General features: G+C 47.1%; 14 protein-coding genes. 6 read left to right on the top strand and 8 right to left on the bottom strand.

Annotated elements, in window-relative coordinates:
* Nucleotides 1-66 precede the first annotated feature (66 nt).
* The 3 genes from K8R76_13430 to K8R76_13420 are packed head-to-tail and all read right to left on the bottom strand — an operon-like array spanning nucleotide 67 to nucleotide 4,276.
* Nucleotides 67-1,083: a DUF6144 family protein gene (locus K8R76_13430; GenBank protein MCD4849178.1), complete on the bottom strand. Its 1,017-nt coding sequence runs from the start codon at nucleotides 1,081-1,083 to the stop codon at nucleotides 67-69.
* Nucleotides 1,084-1,142: 59 nt separating this feature from the next.
* Complete coding sequence (locus K8R76_13425; GenBank protein ID MCD4849177.1) at nucleotides 1,143-3,191, bottom strand: VWA domain-containing protein; 2,049 nt, start codon at nucleotides 3,189-3,191, stop codon at nucleotides 1,143-1,145.
* 5 nt (nucleotides 3,192-3,196) lie between these two features.
* Complete coding sequence (locus K8R76_13420; protein ID MCD4849176.1) at nucleotides 3,197-4,276, bottom strand: ATP-binding protein; 1,080 nt, start codon at nucleotides 4,274-4,276, stop codon at nucleotides 3,197-3,199.
* 216 nt (nucleotides 4,277-4,492) lie between these two features.
* Here K8R76_13420 and K8R76_13415 point away from each other — a divergent pair, with 216 nt between their 5' ends.
* The 3 genes from K8R76_13415 to K8R76_13405 all read left to right on the top strand — a co-directional run bounded on the left by K8R76_13415 (nucleotide 4,493) and on the right by K8R76_13405 (nucleotide 6,016).
* Complete coding sequence (locus tag K8R76_13415) at nucleotides 4,493-5,044, top strand: sigma-70 family RNA polymerase sigma factor (protein ID MCD4849175.1); 552 nt, start codon at nucleotides 4,493-4,495, stop codon at nucleotides 5,042-5,044.
* Nucleotides 5,037-5,474, top strand: a complete 438-nt coding sequence (locus tag K8R76_13410) for a hypothetical protein (GenBank protein MCD4849174.1) — start codon at nucleotides 5,037-5,039, stop codon at nucleotides 5,472-5,474. The genes K8R76_13415 and K8R76_13410 overlap by 8 nt, the downstream gene beginning before the upstream one ends.
* 113 nt (nucleotides 5,475-5,587) lie before the next feature.
* Nucleotides 5,588-6,016, top strand: a complete 429-nt coding sequence (locus tag K8R76_13405; GenBank protein ID MCD4849173.1) for a DMT family transporter — start codon at nucleotides 5,588-5,590, stop codon at nucleotides 6,014-6,016.
* Between the two features lie 21 nt (nucleotides 6,017-6,037).
* On the opposite strand, the gene K8R76_13400 is transcribed toward K8R76_13405, so the two are convergent.
* The 3 genes from K8R76_13400 to K8R76_13390 are packed head-to-tail and all read right to left on the bottom strand — an operon-like array spanning nucleotide 6,038 to nucleotide 11,417.
* Entirely contained in the window at nucleotides 6,038-7,522 is a 1,485-nt protein-coding gene (locus K8R76_13400) for a thiol protease/hemagglutinin PrtT (GenBank protein ID MCD4849172.1), read from the bottom strand.
* A gap of 14 nt (nucleotides 7,523-7,536) precedes the next feature.
* Nucleotides 7,537-9,690 carry a T9SS type A sorting domain-containing protein gene (locus tag K8R76_13395; GenBank protein MCD4849171.1) on the bottom strand — a complete coding sequence of 718 codons (2,154 nt, stop codon included), beginning with the start codon at nucleotides 9,688-9,690 and terminating at the stop codon, nucleotides 7,537-7,539.
* Nucleotides 9,687-11,417, bottom strand: coding sequence for a T9SS type A sorting domain-containing protein (locus K8R76_13390; GenBank protein MCD4849170.1), 1,731 nt, complete (start codon nucleotides 11,415-11,417; stop codon nucleotides 9,687-9,689). Before K8R76_13390 ends, K8R76_13395 begins: the two co-directional genes overlap by 4 nt.
* 224 nt (nucleotides 11,418-11,641) lie before the next feature.
* Here K8R76_13390 and K8R76_13385 point away from each other — a divergent pair, with 224 nt between their 5' ends.
* Both K8R76_13385 and K8R76_13380 read left to right on the top strand, forming a co-directional pair.
* Nucleotides 11,642-12,079: a hypothetical protein gene (locus tag K8R76_13385; GenBank protein ID MCD4849169.1), complete on the top strand. Its 438-nt coding sequence runs from the start codon at nucleotides 11,642-11,644 to the stop codon at nucleotides 12,077-12,079.
* Nucleotides 12,069-13,001 carry a hypothetical protein gene (locus K8R76_13380; GenBank protein MCD4849168.1) on the top strand — a complete coding sequence of 311 codons (933 nt, stop codon included), beginning with the start codon at nucleotides 12,069-12,071 and terminating at the stop codon, nucleotides 12,999-13,001. Before K8R76_13385 ends, K8R76_13380 begins: the two co-directional genes overlap by 11 nt.
* 74 nt (nucleotides 13,002-13,075) lie before the next feature.
* Here K8R76_13380 and K8R76_13375 read toward each other — a convergent pair whose 3' ends face one another.
* Nucleotides 13,076-13,579: a hypothetical protein gene (locus K8R76_13375; GenBank protein ID MCD4849167.1), complete on the bottom strand. Its 504-nt coding sequence runs from the start codon at nucleotides 13,577-13,579 to the stop codon at nucleotides 13,076-13,078.
* 170 nt (nucleotides 13,580-13,749) lie between these two features.
* Nucleotides 13,750-15,168 carry a T9SS type A sorting domain-containing protein gene (locus K8R76_13370; GenBank protein MCD4849166.1) on the bottom strand — a complete coding sequence of 473 codons (1,419 nt, stop codon included), beginning with the start codon at nucleotides 15,166-15,168 and terminating at the stop codon, nucleotides 13,750-13,752.
* Between the two features lie 419 nt (nucleotides 15,169-15,587).
* On the opposite strand from K8R76_13370, the gene K8R76_13365 reads away from it, so the two are divergent.
* Nucleotides 15,588-17,175: hypothetical protein (locus tag K8R76_13365; GenBank protein MCD4849165.1), on the top strand; the 1,588-nt coding region annotated here is incomplete at its 3' end.

Genomic DNA, 17,175 nt, shown 5'->3' with positions numbered 1-17,175 from the left:
CATCAGGCATCTATTTCTGCAGATTCAGTACTCCCGAAGGAGTCTTCACACAACAAATGCTGATGCTCAAGAGTTATTGATGCAGCAATCTGACAGTGTATTATCAGTTAACATCTTTTCAGGCAGCTTGATCCTGAACCTGCATACAGAATCTCCGGCCAGAACGCTCTGAAGCACTTCCACCTCTGTGGATTCACCGAATAAAACATCGAACATAAGCTTGGCAAAGCCCCCGCTGCAGTAACACCAGTCCAGTGGTATTTCCGGATTCTGCATGATTATCGCTTCCCTGGCGAGTGGGCAGTGGCATGCGTAATATCTTTTCTTTAAACTGTCAGTTTCCATCAGCCAATCCTTCGGGGAATACGGTATTTTGGTTACATATAAGTATTTACCGTTACGAACCGCGGACAGGATTTCCTGATTACCTTTGACAAGTTCGATGACTTCGGGTGTGATCTCCTGTTCGAACCACACTTTTCCCTCATCAAGGTGCTTCTGAAGAACCATGATTCTCTCGGAATGGACTCTTTTAAGAAATTCATCGATAGAATCGGTTTCCTCGAACCATTGTATGTGTTTCTTGAAGCTGTCATGAGGTATTCCATGGTGGTTATCAGCAAGCACATCGTGACATATTTCCTTGCCCACCTCCAGAAGTCTGCTTACAAGCGTACATGTATTCAAAGGATATCTTTCAGGAGGTGACCCCAGCGGAGGAGCATCAAGACCCTTAAATACTCTGTCCCGGCAATCAGGATCACACTTTAACGCAAGTTTCTCCGATATTGATTCAAGCACTTCCCTGCCGCTGATGGTCGATATTATATAGATATACACATCTTTCTGATCGGTCATATAGAAATATCCGGCAAGATCTGCCAATCGCTGCATTGTGTTCTCCCCGTCAGATATCAACGCGGTAAAATATTGCTTTATGGAAGGTACAGGAACCGAATCTATATCAATACCTGCGTGAACAAGATATTTCTCCAGATCTGTAACATTTTCAATTGCTGAATTAATTGTCTCATCATCAATTTTCCTCGACCGGAGAAATTCAGTGTATTCGCATTTTTTCATGTGCAACCGCTTTCAGTTGATATTCGGATATTCTGTACTGTCTGATAAACGTCTCATCCTCATCCCCGCAGCCATGGCGTTGTGTTTGAATACTTTCCAATTTCAAGATCCAGTGAGGTGGTAACAGTTTTGTATTCATTATCACCGGTCATGGAAGTGATAACCTTTACTATCAGGTTATCTCTGTCCATAATGCTTGCGGGCATATGTATCAGCATACCCGCAGTAACCTTTTCTATAAACCTGGCAAGACGCCTTCCTGGAAGAATCTCCGGGCTCGTTCTCGATGTGTAATTCATGGGATCAATTATAAGAATCGGTAGATGAGCAATACCGCACATTTGGGCTTCTTTTCTGACCTCTCCGTAAAGATCGCTCTCGTACGGTTCCTGACAGCCCAGTGGCAGAGGTTCCGGCATACAGTCGGACAGGAGCATGATGAAGCTTCCGGTTCTGCCGGATGCAGTGCTGCATCCTTTGAGAGTTCTTCTTGCAATCATCAGAGCTTCTGCCAGCGGCGTATAGCCTGATGAAACCAGTTCCGCAATCCTTCCGTATACGCGGAGTCTATTTCTTGTCGGTTTAAAGTGAAGTACAGGATAGCCTTTGTGCATGGAGACCAGCCCTACTTTTGACGTGGGATCAAAATGATCTTCAAACAGAGTCCTTAGAAGTTTGCTTAAACCGAAAAGATAGTTGCTTGATGATTTACTGGCATCAATAACAATCATAACAACGGCTCTTGGTCGCGAACTCCTCTCCCAGGCACGCCACCAGCGCTTTTCCAGCGGAACCAGGGGAAGCTTCTCACCTCCGGTAACAGCCGCAATGACCGACTGGTATACATTCATTTTCCCGACATCATCGGTTGGAACAACACGGACAGGTTTTCCGCGCGATTGGTCAACGGACGGCTGCATCCTTGTATTTTTTGCTCCGGTTGATCCCGGTTTCGCGGTTTTTGCTATTTTATCTACAAGTTTCTTTACAGCTCTGCTTTCCATGAACTCGGGAAACTCGCTTGTGAACATTCCATCCGGCTCACTCAGCAGTCTCATCTCGTCACTCCAGACATTACGTGCGCTGTCATCATTGGAATCCATCGCATAAGATATTGAAGTGAAAACTCTGCTCTGGGAATCCCATAGCCGGAGAAGTATATCCGATGCCCCGTATTTTGATCCGATACCCCATCCTGCTTTGAGAGCGCTGATTAAAGCTTTCTCCTGCGGAGGTCCTTCAAGACCGCCTTTCCGAGTTCTATGGCCTGTTACCAGAACGGCGGTGTCCCTGACATCGTCCCAGATTACTTTCGATCGTCCCCGCAGAGATGCCAGGGCTCCCGCTGCCCTTGTGATAACCATCTCCGGCCTGTGGCCATCCATCTCCAGATAACTCATCGCAAATGCTATTGAAGCAAGGGTTCTTATCTTGATTCCCACTCTGGGAAGCCTCTTTCGAGCCTTTATTATCTTTTCTCTCAGTATAGCATCTTTCCCGCGATATCCTTCTGCTGCTTTCTCTCCAATGTATTCAAACGAAAGCAACCTTTTGATCAGATCTGCCCTCTCTTCACCGCTTCCAAGACTGCTGACTTCCACCGAGAGGTCGAAACGATCCAGAAGCTGGGGTCGCAATCTGCCTTCATCAGCGTTCATAGTAGCAAACAGCTTGAATCGGCTGGTGGTTGATACAGAAATGCCTTCCCTTTCAACTGTCAGCACTCCGCTTGCTGCGCAGTCAAGTATCAGGTCCACAAGCCTGTCGTTCAGCAGGTTTACATCCTCTATAAGAAGTATTCTGCCGTCAGCCCTTTCCATGAGACCTGGATTCAGATGTGCTTTTCCTGTGCTCAATATTGCTGAAAGATCCAGGCTGCCGGTTAGATTCTCTTCTGTAACACCCAGTGGAACCCTGACAATGGCCTGATCCGCATCCATCTCAGGATGCAGGAAACGGGCAGATCTCATCAGAACACTCTTGCCCGAACCCCTTGTACCCATAATGAGTACTCCCCCAAGAGAGGGGTCAGTCATGGCTATCTGAATGGCAAGCCGGGCTTTATCCAGGCCCTGTATGGCTGAGAAGGGAATATCTTTTCCGAGCAAACCCGTCAATCCTTTTCAGTCAGAATTGTTTCAGGATCGAAGTATTTTCCGCTTTTCGATTTCCAGATTCTGGAAGCTCTGGTTTTCACCTGTTCGATGAGCTCATCTCTTGAAGGAGGCTGATTCATCCCTCCCGATCTTGTTCTATGACATACACACAGTGGAGCAACTTTGAGCAGAGCTTCAGAATTCACTTCAGACTTTGCCTCAAGGGCGGACCATGCAATTGCCGCCCGTATCATTACAAGATCCGGTCTCTGACCGTCGACATTCAGTTCGGACATTGCCTCTGCAACTGTCTCTATCGCTGCACATGGCAGTTTCACATCATGAAGTCTGGAGCGGGCTGCGGATATGGTTTTCCTCAATCTCAGGACAGCTTTCTCATGAGCCCTGTTGAAACGCTTCCGATCACTCTCGTAAGCCAGTGTCCGTTCAATTATCTCTATTCTGAGGCCGGGGTCCCGTTCAGTCCTGATGTCAACGGACATTGCGAACCTGTCCAGTATCTGGGGTCGCAGGTTACCCTCCTCCGGGTTCATGGTGCCTACAAGAATGAATCTTGCAGGATGGGTTACTGAAACACCTTCCCTTTCGACTGTGTTGAAACCGCTGGCACAAGCATCAAGTATATCATCGGTGATATTGTCAGGTAGAAGATTTACCTCATCAACATAAAGAACCTGATTGTTTGCCCTGGCCATGAGCCCCGGCTGAAATTTCTGCACACCATCACGCAAAAGGAGTTCCACATCAATTGTTCCAAGAAGGCGATCCTCGGTAACCCCAAGCGGTACCGTTATCAGCTCGGGTCTGGTGCTGATGGTATCTTGAAGATTACCGCTTTCCAGAGCCTTGCTGCAATCATTGCATAGGAAACTATCGCTCACTCCCGAACAGCCGTACTGGCAGTTCTCAACCACTGTCCGGTCAGGAAGTATATCCGCGTAAGAACGGACAATTGTACTCTTGCCGGTACCCTTCATGCCGGACAGAAGGACTCCTCCCATGCCTGGATCTACCGCCGCTATGGCAAGTGCGAGCTTCGCGTCTTCCTGACCGACTATTCCTGAGAATGGAAACATTTTCTGCCTTTCATAATAACCGGATAATAAAATACATAGAATATTTGATTTGTATAACATATAGAAATTCCGGCAATCGATAAACAGCAGCTTTCTTTATTGCAGAGCATATGATACTTTCATAGTTTATTTATCAATCTGAATCATTCATGCCGGGAATGCAATAATTCCGACACTTTCCCGTCTCTGAAGACAAGCGAAGGGAAACAACTGGAGATGAACCATCAGAGAAAATCAGCACTGGCGGAGTTCTTCCACTCCAACTACAGCCGCCTGGTCAATTATGTCAGATGCATGATTGATGATTCTGCTCACAGAAGCAGCGAGGACATAGTTCAGGATGTGATGCTGGGGATACTTGACAGGCCGGATATTGTGGCGCCCATTTCCGATCTGCCCTCCTATGTTCTGCGATCTCTTAAAAACAGAATCATCGACCACTACAGAACCCCGGGAAAAGAAACCGTTTCTCTGGACACGGAGCATGAAAACGGGCTCAGCCTTTTCGATGTTCTTCCGGATACGAAGTACGATCCCGAAGATTCTTACCACAGACGCGCTCTTCTCCGGCTTATCTTTGAGATGATTCGAGAACTTCCCTCCGTACAAATGGAAGTAATCATTGAAACAGAGTTCAATGAAAAAACATTTAAGGAGCTTTCTATGCTATGGAACGTACCGATGGGAACACTGCTTGCAAGGAAACACCGCGGTATCAGAGCCATCAGAAAAGAACTTGAAAGGATTCAGGAGGTAAAGAATGAGTGATTGCAGAGCAAGGTTCATGAATCATGAGATCGGTGGAAGAGGCCCTGCAAAAGTATTTAAAGTAGCAGGCCTGGTACTTCTTGGAATAATAGGCATAACATTACTTGCCATAGTCTTCGGGGTTTTCGTAAAATGGCTGTGGAACGCCCTGATGCCTGAGATATTCGGTCTGCCTGAAATAAGTTACTGGCAGGCCGTAGGTCTTGCTGTCCTGGCCCACATCTTCTTCGGTGCGCATGGCGGCCCTCATCATTATGAACGGAGCGGAAAATGGAAGAAAAAGAAGGATGTTCCAACCGGAGATACTGAAATGAGCCCCTTCCACAGGGAGATGGAACAGGACTACGCTGAGTTCTGGCGTGAAGAGGGGCGCGAGACTTTCAAATCCTGGATGCGCAGGGAAAACGGCATCGAACCTGAAGAAAGCTGACTCTCGCAGTATTAAAACAGATGGACAGGCGGCCATGCCGCCTGTCCCTTGCATGAATCCATCCGTTGAACAATAATTCCTCCTTCGAAAATACAGGGAAAGGATTTATTGATATGATGAATATTCTGTCGGGCAGGCCGGTTCTCTGCAGTCTGCTGGCTACTCTGCTCTGGGGGGCCTGGGCGGTGGGTGCCAAATATTCTGCGGACAGGATCGGATTTTTCAACTCATCGTTGTTCTACGTTCTTTTCTCATTCATGACCGTAATGACAATCTATTCGATCTCAGGTATCAGTCTTCCGAAACTCACATCTGCTCCGGCAATTATCGCGATGGGCACCGGTATTGCAGGAGGACTTGCTCTGATCTGCTTCCAGGCGGCAATCAAGAGCGGAGACGTAAGTACTGTTGTACCAATAACGGGTCTGTACCCGATTATACCGGCCATTTACGGCATCATGCTTCTCGGTGAAGACGTAACTCCTGTAAAGATCGCAGGAATCCTGCTGGCCATAGTAGCGGCTATTCTGCTGTCTCTATAACTCCCGGTCTGATGTTCCGGCTTACTTCAGTACCGTGATCTTCTCCGAAACCATCCCCTGAGTATTCATTGCTCTTACTATGTATACCCCTGAGGGTGATCCATCAGAATTCCAGTTGAATTCATGTGAACCGGTGTTGAACTCCCTGTCAGCCAGTGTACCCACAAGCCGGCCTGTTATGCTGTATATGGCCAGATTCACATGGGAAGACTGCTGCAGAGCGATGGATATGCTGAGATCTGTTAAAACCGGATTGTTCCGGCATACAAGTGTCAGATGCATTCCTCCAGATTCCGTATCTCCATCTTCTATCCCCTGCGGACCTTCACCGATATCGAGGATGATGCCTTCAATGAAGTTCATGCCGTATGGCATGCCGGATAGGGGAAAATCATACCATCCGTTGTAACTGCCGCCCCAGCCGAAGTTGAAGTGATAGAAATCATCTGTATTGTACCCGTCAATTACAATATTATGCCCGTAAGTGGGTCCTTCATCGACTATGGCAAAATGTGCAGGCATAGCATCGATCATATTCTGAGACAGCCTCTCGTACAGGCTGTCGGACGTGGCATACAACAATTCGGAATCAACAAAGGTGAATCTCTGATACGCGGTTGCCGCCTGACCGACACCGTAGGTGCCGGATACCGATGCTGAATAAACCTGATGGCATGCGGCTCCGCTGGCAAATACAATAGCAGCCTTATCTGATGAAGTGATCGGAACCGAGTTGTCCCAGTGACTTTCAAGAGTGTCCAGATACGCGTTCAGTTCCGGCCAGGAGGGAAAATCATGGGCCACATGATCATCGTCTATCCAGTAGGATTCATAGAAGTTATGGTAGTAATCATCAGTGGAGTCATCGAATCGAGTACTGTTTATCTCCTCCTGGAAGTTCAGGATAGCAGCCATGGCTACTGCAGGACATCCTGCAACACTCCTGGACCCCGCATTCAGGTCCATTGGACAGTAGTTATTGTACGGGGGGCTCTGAGTCCAGTTTTCCATGAGCCATCCGCCTGTGGGGGTTGATCCCTCTGGAGGCCACTGTTCAAGCATCAGCGGGGACAGAGTAACGAAATCCCCCGTAATGTACTCATCCCACTGTCTCCCGCACTCGGATTGATGTTCTTCTGTGATATTATTCAAGCTGGAGAGCCGTGCGATAAGATCCATCCTTACTATGTCGAAAAGGATGTTCCTGTCGTGCCGGTCGTCAGTGCAATGATCGGTATAGGAATAAGCAATCACCGGAGGGAGCATGTCATCCGCACCCACTATCACGTAACCGGCGGGGTTCAGCTCGAATACATAAGCCAATGTTGAACCCCCCTCATCATCCATGATTACAGTGAGGAAAGTAACCGAATGATCATCCAGTCGACCATCATGAAACAGTTTGGATTCCGCTACCGCCTCAGCGGTATTCCGCTCCACCGGCAAAGCATAAACAAGACTCACTATGATAAGGCATGCCGTCAAGTACATCTTCCTGAAACTCATTTATACTCCTTTTGTTACCTGAGCAGAACCAATCTTGAGGAATCGGAACTGCCAGCCTGCGTAACACCTCTGCAGAAATAGACACCTGACGGAACGGGTACGCCACTTTCGTCTCTTCCATCCCAGGAAATGATGTGATTTCCCGGATCAAGCAGGCCATCTTTCAGAACAGAGATCATCCTTCCGTGCATGTCATATACTTCAATTCGTACATCAGTTGCCGAAAGGCCACCAAGATAGAAGGATATTGAAGGTGACGAAGTACATGGGTTGGGATAAATACTGTGGAAACACAGAGGCGAAACCCCACCGGTCTCCGTCTGTTCCGTAATACCTGTCTGATCAACATAGAGATAGGCTGTCACGTTAACACGCTGTGTTACGTTGAGAGACGACTCGTTCGATATGACAGAACTGTACTGTTCGTCTGACGGAATGATGAAATCCACAGCTCTGGAAGAGGTATCCTCCGCTATCTCAAATGCTTCAAACGGATTGCCGCCAGTGTAATTCGCATAGCTGCTCTCGTCACAAATGAAGAAATCAACGTTTCCCACAGCATACGTTTCAGAGTATACGTCCATATCGTCAAGGTTCTTGCCGTATACGGTTTCACCAGGAGTATCGAATTCAATCACGATCCGGTAATCATCGTCTGGTGGTTCAGGTAATGTATCGGGTGAGACATCCAGCCAGGCAACCTCTCCTGGAAGGGTTACGTCCATAATGTAGTGAGCGCCGATTCCTGTTGAAGTAGTGACAGTGTGGTACCCAGATGCAGGATAATTACCTATGGGACTTGTTACCAAAATGTAAAGCGGTCGGCTGTCACCGAAGAGATATTGACCTGTACCTGAACTTGCTGTGTAATCAACAAGGCATCGAGGGCCCGGACTGCCATTGCTGTTAAGTACTATGCAGGCTCCATCTACAGGGTTTCCCAGAAGATCGGTCACATTGACTGACAGAGTACAGACATCGGTATACCGTTCAGTCACGTTCCAGGTATAGCCGTCTCCTCTCCAGTCAAATACTGAGGCTATATCCCAGTCCCAGCCGGGATCGTAAACCCTGGGATCATCTATATGTGTTCCCACAGGCTCCCAGGCTATCCACTCCCTCTCCCAGAACTCGTTTGTTTTGTGATTATCTCGGTACATTGCTGAAATCGTTGTCGGTATGAGCGCTGTTCTGGACGCGGCAGCTGTAAGATATGAATGAACACTGCAGGTTCCTCTGTGCAGGTGATATATCCTGACAGGCTGGTTGTGGTGAGGTGTGGAAATGAACTGCATAACCGTTGTGATCCATGTAGTAAGAGCCCCTATAGCTCCGTTGTCGAGACTGTTCTGATTACAGTTCCAGAGAGTGGTGCAGACAGAAAGGGAGTCTTTCAGAAGAGGATATCCAGTATCCGCATGGTTGAACAGATAATCCCTCCAGAAAACACCGTCAGGAGGATCTGCGTGACCCCCTGTCGCAGGGTTGATATAATCCGGTCTCTCTTTGTGCAGTTTCGGATGAACGACAAACCAGTAGTAGATTTCCCGCGGCAGTTCAAAAGTCAGTGTATCGGGATCCTCGTAAACCCTGTATTCAACAGTCGAGTAATAATCTCCACCGGTCAGTGAAGTGCCGTAATCTATTATGTCTGCATAGGGCAGATGTTCGTCCGTATCGTACAGCAGCGACACATTGAATTCAAGAACTTCCGGATAAAAGAAGCTGCTGCCCAGCACCTCCGGTGCCAGATGCGCTACTTCAAATATTATCTCATCAACATGCGGATCAGAGGCTTCCAGAATCATGTCAGCATATATATCCTGATAGGAATCCGAAAGTCTCGAGAGGTTGTCTGCCAGATCTATCTGTATCCATTCGGGAGCTCTGTCTACAGCGTCCTGAGCCATGCTTGTCAGACCGTCTTCCGGCGGTTCAAACATCAGTGTTCCCGTATCATTCATATAAGTGATCACGCATTTCTCACCGGTGGGGATCCTTATTGAAGCGTTGATCGAATCGATCAGAACCCATTCATAATCAAACTGTCGTGATTCACCTGCATATCCGTCTCCTGCTGTCTCTCCTGAAAGAGACAGCAGAATGACAGAAATAATAATTATCCGGGCTGATAGAGTTACCGGCTTGCGGCTTATTCCGATACTCATCTAAGATGCACCACTCTTGTTGTGTAATCAGCGGATCCGGCTACCAGTCTGCAGATATAGATACCGCTGGGAACCTGGTTCGCCACGTTCCCACCCCATGTTACCGTATTGTTCCCTGCTTGCATCGTTTCATTGATCAGTGTGTCCACAAGCCTTCCTGAGATATCGAATATCTCAAGTGTAACAGGCATCTGTTCAGGAAGGTCAAACGATATGACAGTCGAACCGGAGAACGGATTAGGGTTGCTCACGAGGTTACAGTCGGTGAGAATCTGTACGTCGCCTCCGCTTATACCTGTAAGAGGATTACAAGTAAAAACGACTTCCCTTGTCGTACCCTCCGTCAGCGCAGGTTCGCCCTGACTCCAGATATAAAGCAGTGCAAAATTATCGGTTACCACAGCATCCTTGCAGTCATGGCTTACTATTGCGATGTCCTGCAATCTGACGGGCAGAAGAACAACTGGATGTCTGTTTCCCCATTTACTGGTATATCCCGGAGTTCCATCAATATTCATTGTAATTCTGACAGTGCCCTGCCATGGTGAGCCTGAACTGTCAATAAGTACTTCCTCAGTGTAGAGCAGCTCATCGTAAACACCAACGTCAGCGACCCTCGCCTCCATTGCCGGATCTCCGTACATCGCTGAACCGTTCATGTCAGGTGCGCCTCCCGCTCCCGGTACACCATTGTACTTGTCATAATAAAGTTCCTGATTCGCAAGGAAGTAAGCCTCAGGCCAGGTGTAATGAACCTGACGTTCGAAAAACGCCTTGGTCCCTCCGTGCTGTTGGCTGTACGAACCTTCGTTTATTACGTAGCCGGTATAGAAATAAGCTCCAGTGGTGTGCAGCCATCCCGGGGCCATCGAATAACTATTGACAATCTTGCCGATCTGGCAGTTACCCAGACCGAAGAAAATCTTCGCATTAGTCGAGTTTATATCAAATTCAGTACCTGAATGAGCAAGACCATACGCCTGTCCAGAAGAAGACGACCTGAAATAGCCTTCGTTGCCTGAAGTCGGATAGTGCATCTGCCACTGGTAGTGAGCTCCATGTCCGCTTGTGATAAAAATATCAACAGTATCGGCATTCAGGCAGCTAACAAGCCATTCCGTCCTGTCCGTCGGACCGTCGGTATGCATAACTGTATTGGGATCGTTCAATGCCTTGGTATAATAGAGTCCGTAAGTAGCTTCGCTGGTAGCAATACCTTGAGGGTAATGACTCAGATCACAGCTTGTTGTTCCACCCAGAACGGTTTTTACATCGAATCCTTCAGGCCCTGTAGCAATCCGGAGAGCATCGGTAACATCGTATCCGGTGATAATTCCCCATATCGCGTCTCCGTATGGATCGTCATCAAGTCCGCGGCCGAATTTCCAGATTGTATCAACATATGTTGCTGTTGCATTTTCCTTTTCAGAAACAAATGCCATGTAATCCGGCGCGTATGCTCCCAGACTTTCCTGTATGTCATACATATTATTGTCATAAGAAAAGACACTTGCAGAATACTTCGCAACAAGGCTGTCGACCACTTCAGCCCATTCAGGATCCGCATATGTATCATTCCGAATAATTACGGCGTACCTGAATGAACCTCTTTCAGCGGTCCACTGAGCCGTGACCGGAGCGGCAGTGATACACAGAAGGCACACAAGAAGCAGCATTGTGCTGATACTCGCGATCTTCCCGCTATATTGCTTAAAGTTATTCCTCATTGCAACCTCCAATTTAATTATAGGAACTTCGATTATGAATACTACATTTAATAATGATAGAATACTGCTTTATTGAAAATATTTGATAGAATGTCAAGTCCTTAATTATCCCTTGAATTTGCACTTTGTTATTCCTGTTATTGTTATTTATAGATATATGGATAATTGATTTTTTTGCTGATAACATGGAATATTCACGTTCTGGAATAGAACAGGAGTTGAAAATGATACATTCTTTAATCATAGCAGCATTGATATCATCCTCGGGTCCGGGTGGTTTTGAACTCGGAGCAATACTCGGAGAACCTACAGGTATCAGCATGAAGCTCTGGCTTGGCGGCTCTACCGCACTTGATGGTGCAATATCCTGGTCGCTTCGGGACAGTGGTGAAGATAAACTTCATCTCCATGCGGATTATCTATGGCACAGTTTCAATGTAATCAATGATGATAGTGGCCTTCTTCCGATTTATTACGGTTTCGGCGGCCGTATTATCCTCAAAGACGAAACCAGTTTAGGCTTCAGGGCTCCTGTAGGGATTTCATGGCTCCTCAGCGGAGCACCGCTTGACCTATTCATCGAAGTTGCAGGGATTATTGATATAATTCCGGATACGGATTTCGACATGAACGCAGGTATCGGAATCAGGTATGTTTTCTAGCAAGAGTAATCTTCCTGTGCGTGACATCGATACAGGCAACCTGCTCGAGCTTCTCATGGTTATGGCTGTTGTTACAATCATTATTAATCGAGCTTTCCTCGCTATGACGCACTACCCAAAGATCGCATTCGGCTCCCTGCATATCGCCCACATGTTGTGGGGCGGTCTTCTGATGCTTGCGGCTCTGGTCATGCTCTTCCGCTTCTGGAACCCGTCAATACGACGTCTGGCGGCATTCATAAGCGGAGTGGGATTCGGCTTATTTATTGATGAACTTGGAAAATTCATAACAGAAGATAACGACTATTTCTTTCAGCCAACGATTGCGATCCTGTACACACTGTTCATGACACTGTTCCTGGTTTTTCGACACCTGATCAACAGATTTCCTCTCACGGAAAGGGAAATATCCGTGAACAGATCCATTCGCGAAACGCTCGGAAGCAGCACCATTCCGGAGTCCCGGTATCTGCGCAGCTACTATTTCATTCGTCGAAAAGTATATGTGACGCTAAACCACCTTCTTTCCATACCCAGGGTAATCCCGACAGTCATGATTCTATTCGTACTCGTAAGCCTTCTTCAATTCGCGACAATTTTCGGATGGGTGAGTCCGAACTGGATTCCGTTTGATGATGTGTCCGGTCTATCAATCGTTGGAGCTTTTATAGGCAGCATGTTCGTTATTATCGGTCTTCTGCGCTTTCGATCATCGAGAATAACAGCCGCACACTGGTTCAAACGTGCGGTTCTTATCAACATATTCGTTACGCAGATATTCCTTTTCTACCAGTCACAGCTCACGGCTCTTTGGGGTCTTGCAGTTACTCTTCTTGTATATGTGTGTATCAGTTATTACATCAGCTATCATCCCGATTCGGGTCTTCAGGTGAAGAAACCTGCATTGACAGAACAGGTGTGATATGAATGAGCTTTCAGTTGTTATCCCCTCGAAGAACGGGGCAGCAATGAAGTGCTGTAAAATTAGAAGAAGATTCAGTCAGATTCCGGCGGGATCTTCGATGTCAGTACTACCATTCTGTCGGGGATTTCAGGATCCATTACCACCGAGAGCCTGTTGCCGGGGGAAAGGTTTACAAGGTCCAGAAGACTGACGAAGCATCTGTGCTTAACCTTCATGGCGAAACCATCAGGGAGTTCGAGGGAAAGTTCCATCTCTATTTCCGGCGCGTTGTTCACCGTTGTACCGGTTTCTGTCATCGATAGAAGGACAGCTTCCAATTTGATGCCATCTCTCAGGAGTTCCGCCTCCCTCCTGTTGCCTTTCTTCATGTTGAACACCAGAAAGAAAGTGAACAGTGGTGGAAAAACGATGAAAAAGATACCCAGAAAAAGTATCTCGTCCATCGGGAACCATGTATCGGGTGTTCTGAGCCCGTTTCCGTAAGCTACTAGGATAGCAGTACCGACAACGAGGAAAACGATCAGAGGTATAGCGAATATCCACCATCTGCCGGGGATATATCTCCAGGCGCTCATGTAACCTCCACTATCATCTATCTTATCACCATTACCCTAACGGATGATACTTCAATTCCCTGTGTCAGTCGAATGAGAGTATTCAGTCCTGCCATTATTGCAGGAATATCAGACCCGATATTGGAAGTTCTCTATCATAGGAACAAGAACAGCAACACTTTACATCCTGCTTACTTCACGATCAGCATTTTCCTAGTAACCAAAAGGGTCTCCCCAACATGCAATTCGCAGAAATAGACACCACTTGGAAGGTCTCTTGCCTCAAAGACCACGGAATATGTACCCGGTTCCTGGAAACCGCTCACCACGGTCCGAATCTCCCTTCCGAGCGTATCGTAAACCTTCAGGGACACCTCAGACGATCTCGGCACTTCATAAGTGATTGTGGCTGTGGGATTGAATGGATTCGGATGACTCTGAAGGAGAACACCATTCACATTCAGGTCGCTTGAAGGTTCTGTATCAATACCCACGAGGATGCCCACAGCTTCGTTGATTAGTCGTGTGTGACTGTAAATGGAGAGATTGTCATCCTCAGGTAGATTGATCGGTATCTCGTTGGGTCCTAATCCAGTTGTGTATACAGGGAATATCCAGCTTTGGAAAATAGAATGATCAGATTCTATATTTTCATTATTGACAAAGTTGACCCATTCCATCGTCCGCTCGTAATAAGTGCTATCGACGTATTCATCGACTTCCCATATCTGGCTGTCCCAGTAAATATCGGTAAAGATGATACCGAATTCTACATTATGAGCTTCAAGAAATGATTTCAATTCCAGCAGATCGGATACGACATCGATGTTTATTCCCAATGAGATGTACTGATCAATTCGGGGGCCATGAACATCTATATGCAGAAACGGAAGTGAAACGCCTCTTGCCTCCAGGGCGATGATCCACTCCTTGAACTGAGCAACTCCCACTTCCGGGTAGAGCCCGATTTGTCCGATTGTAATTGATGGAAACCATACTTTCATCTGTAAAATGTATGCGGCTACGTAATCTGCCAGTTCGCCAAGTGAATCAACAAGACAGGGCCTTGGGTCTGTTTGGCCTGTATAGATATAGAAGAATTCAGGGTACCATTGTCTAATGGGTTCATCCATTGCCAGGTAACGGACAACTCCGCCATTTGATTGAACATTCTGTATAACATTTATTGACCCATCCAGCGAAAGGTTAAAGACATATTCACTCGATGAGCATATCAGTGGGTCATAGGACATGACAGGGCCGGCAAAGAAAGATTCTATGGCGATTTCAATATCCCACTGCCCAAGATTGTAGAATGCCTGGACATTCACCAGGTTTTCGAGATAGTTCTCACCGATGTTGTAGCCTGGATTTCCGATGCCGCTCCATCCTCCGGAACCAACCTGCCCTGTATAGAACTTGAACACATCAATCTTCGATCTGGCGGAGTCCCATTGTTCCGGATTGTTGAACAGATCTAACATATCCACGCTGCCAACATTCGGAGTGAACCATATCTGATTCTGACGTTGCGGTGACTGTGCAAGAAGCTCCTTAGCCGGAAGAATAATCATCAAGAAAATCGTAACACATTCAATTACGAATTTCATTCAAGACCTTCCTATCGGTTGGTGAGATGATTGATGATACCACCCTAAATGCATCCTGGTCAATATCATTACCGGCGAATGTACGCTTGATATAGTAAATACAGCCCAAGCATCTTAAGTGCTCGTAGTTCACGAGTGGAATTATATCCTGATGCCGGATAAGTTTCCTGTGCAGCCGGGGTTCCGTATGAAGGTCAGACAGTAGTTTACTGCATTGCATCAGTTGCATGCAAGAACTTCATTCTATATTGTCCTGCAATAATTTACGCTATTGACAGCGTGGGTTTGCTCCCAGTATTTATATCTTAATGGAAAAGATTTACAGCTGGATTAAACAAATCAGGGAGTATTTTGTAGTTCGATACTGAACTGATTGAAAGCATCCAGTTTAAGCATGTTCAGATAAGGAGACCATGTCGATGAGGAATACAGCATTAATAACGAGTCGGTGGGGTAACTTCACCTCGCTTGGAGTCCTTCTGCAGGTGTTCGCTCTTCTTGCAATGACATCACTTGCTGCTGCCGATTCAGGAAGCCTGGTGCTGAGTCTCTATCCCGGGGAGTATGAAATAATTCAGGGTTTTGATGGTCAGAGAATTGAGATGGAAGACTTCAGCCAGTTGATGGACCCCGGAAAACCTCTGCTTCCCATGAATAGGTTCCAGATTCTGCTTCCTCCGGGCGCCAGAGCAGTCTCAGTAGATGTGATTAATTCCAGCTCCGGTGAGCTACCGATGTATTACGACATTCAGCCATTCGAGGGGGTCCTCCCTCTTCTCAGCCCGCCGCATCTTGAAGAAGAACTGGCCAGGCTTGATGAGGAGTGGCAGACTAACTATGAAGCAACATACCTCAGCGACAATCCATATCCCAACAGGATTGCCTGGCTTTCCGGAGCAGGTACTCTTCGCAAGTACTCCTATGTTTCGGTTGCTTTCTGTCCGTTCACGTACCACCCTGTATCAGGGCGGCTTATCTGCCACCACCGTGTTGATGTAGCCGTTGACTACACTCTGCCAGCCGTCGGAAGTCCTGAGGCAGAGCACATCGAGCAGCTTCTTACAGACTGCGTTGCCGATGAAAGAGCAGAGCAGCTTTTTCTCAACTACCGGGAACTCGCCGGTCAATACACTTCCTGTAAGGTTGAAGTGTCGTCTGACGATGTGTACGATTACATCATCATAACCACCAGCGATCTGATCGGCTCTATTACATCATCCACTTTCCCCGCATGGAAGGCGGAACTCGGATACAGTCTGAAAACCGTTCTGATAACCGATCCTTTGATCGCTAATCAGCTTGGTGATGATCTGGCGGAGCAGATAAGGAACTTCCTCAGAGAGTACTACGGGCTATGGGGAATCGAATATGTTCTCTTTGTGGGTGATTACGCCACTGTCCCGATGCGCATATGCTATCCTGATTCTTCTTTCCACGTATACGATCCATCCAATCCCAATCTTTTTGCACCCGGTACGCCCACTGATCAATACTATGCTGACCTGTCATACCCGGATTCGGAATCCTGGGATCTTGATGGAGACGGTTATCTCGGGGAATACAACCAGGATCTTCCCGATTTCCTTCCGGAGGTCTATGTGGGAAGGATTCCGGTGAATGACACTGATCGTATCACATACACCCTTAATAAATCCGTTACCTTTGAGCAGGACAACGGGAGCTGGAAGAAGAATGTTCTTCATCCGACCACCATTCTGTTTTTTGAGAACCAGGATTACAGCGGATATCCGTTTATTGACGGAGCTTCAGTGATAGACTCCATCGAAATCGGTCTTATGGACGGCTGGAACATCACGCACATGAGTGAACAATTTGGTATTGTAACGTCTCTATTCGATTGGCCCGCTGTGAGTGAAGGTGTATTCATAAATGATTGGCGCAACGGTCAATATGCAGTGGTTAACTGGTCGGGGCACGGCTGGTCCAATAGTGTCTCGCGGTCGGTCTGGGAATGGGATGACGGCGATGGTATCCCGGAATCGGGTA

This window comes from Candidatus Aegiribacteria sp. (assembly GCA_021108435.1).
Taxonomy (GTDB): domain Bacteria; phylum Fermentibacterota; class Fermentibacteria; order Fermentibacterales; family JCC-6; genus Aegiribacteria.
Note: the sequence above shows the minus strand (reverse complement) of the source record. Positions and strands in the feature narration are given on the sequence as shown.

Bases quoted from the DNA above. Each gene is read 5' to 3' on its own strand.
- K8R76_13415 (MCD4849175.1), top strand. From the start codon at position 4,493: ATGAACCATCAGAGAAAATCAGCACTGGCGGAGTTCTTCCACTCCAAC.
- K8R76_13370 (MCD4849166.1), bottom strand. From the start codon at position 15,168: ATGAAATTCGTAATTGAATGTGTTACGATTTTCTTGATGATTATTCTT.
- K8R76_13400 (MCD4849172.1), bottom strand. From the start codon at position 7,522: ATGAGTTTCAGGAAGATGTACTTGACGGCATGCCTTATCATAGTGAGT.
- K8R76_13405 (MCD4849173.1), top strand. From the start codon at position 5,588: ATGATGAATATTCTGTCGGGCAGGCCGGTTCTCTGCAGTCTGCTGGCT.
- K8R76_13385 (MCD4849169.1), top strand. From the start codon at position 11,642: ATGATACATTCTTTAATCATAGCAGCATTGATATCATCCTCGGGTCCG.
- K8R76_13410 (MCD4849174.1), top strand. From the start codon at position 5,037: ATGAGTGATTGCAGAGCAAGGTTCATGAATCATGAGATCGGTGGAAGA.
- K8R76_13395 (MCD4849171.1), bottom strand. From the start codon at position 9,690: ATGAGTATCGGAATAAGCCGCAAGCCGGTAACTCTATCAGCCCGGATA.
- K8R76_13430 (MCD4849178.1), bottom strand. From the start codon at position 1,083: ATGAAAAAATGCGAATACACTGAATTTCTCCGGTCGAGGAAAATTGAT.
- K8R76_13420 (MCD4849176.1), bottom strand. From the start codon at position 4,276: ATGTTTCCATTCTCAGGAATAGTCGGTCAGGAAGACGCGAAGCTCGCA.
- K8R76_13390 (MCD4849170.1), bottom strand. From the start codon at position 11,417: ATGAGGAATAACTTTAAGCAATATAGCGGGAAGATCGCGAGTATCAGC.
- K8R76_13380 (MCD4849168.1), top strand. From the start codon at position 12,069: ATGTTTTCTAGCAAGAGTAATCTTCCTGTGCGTGACATCGATACAGGC.
- K8R76_13375 (MCD4849167.1), bottom strand. From the start codon at position 13,579: ATGAGCGCCTGGAGATATATCCCCGGCAGATGGTGGATATTCGCTATA.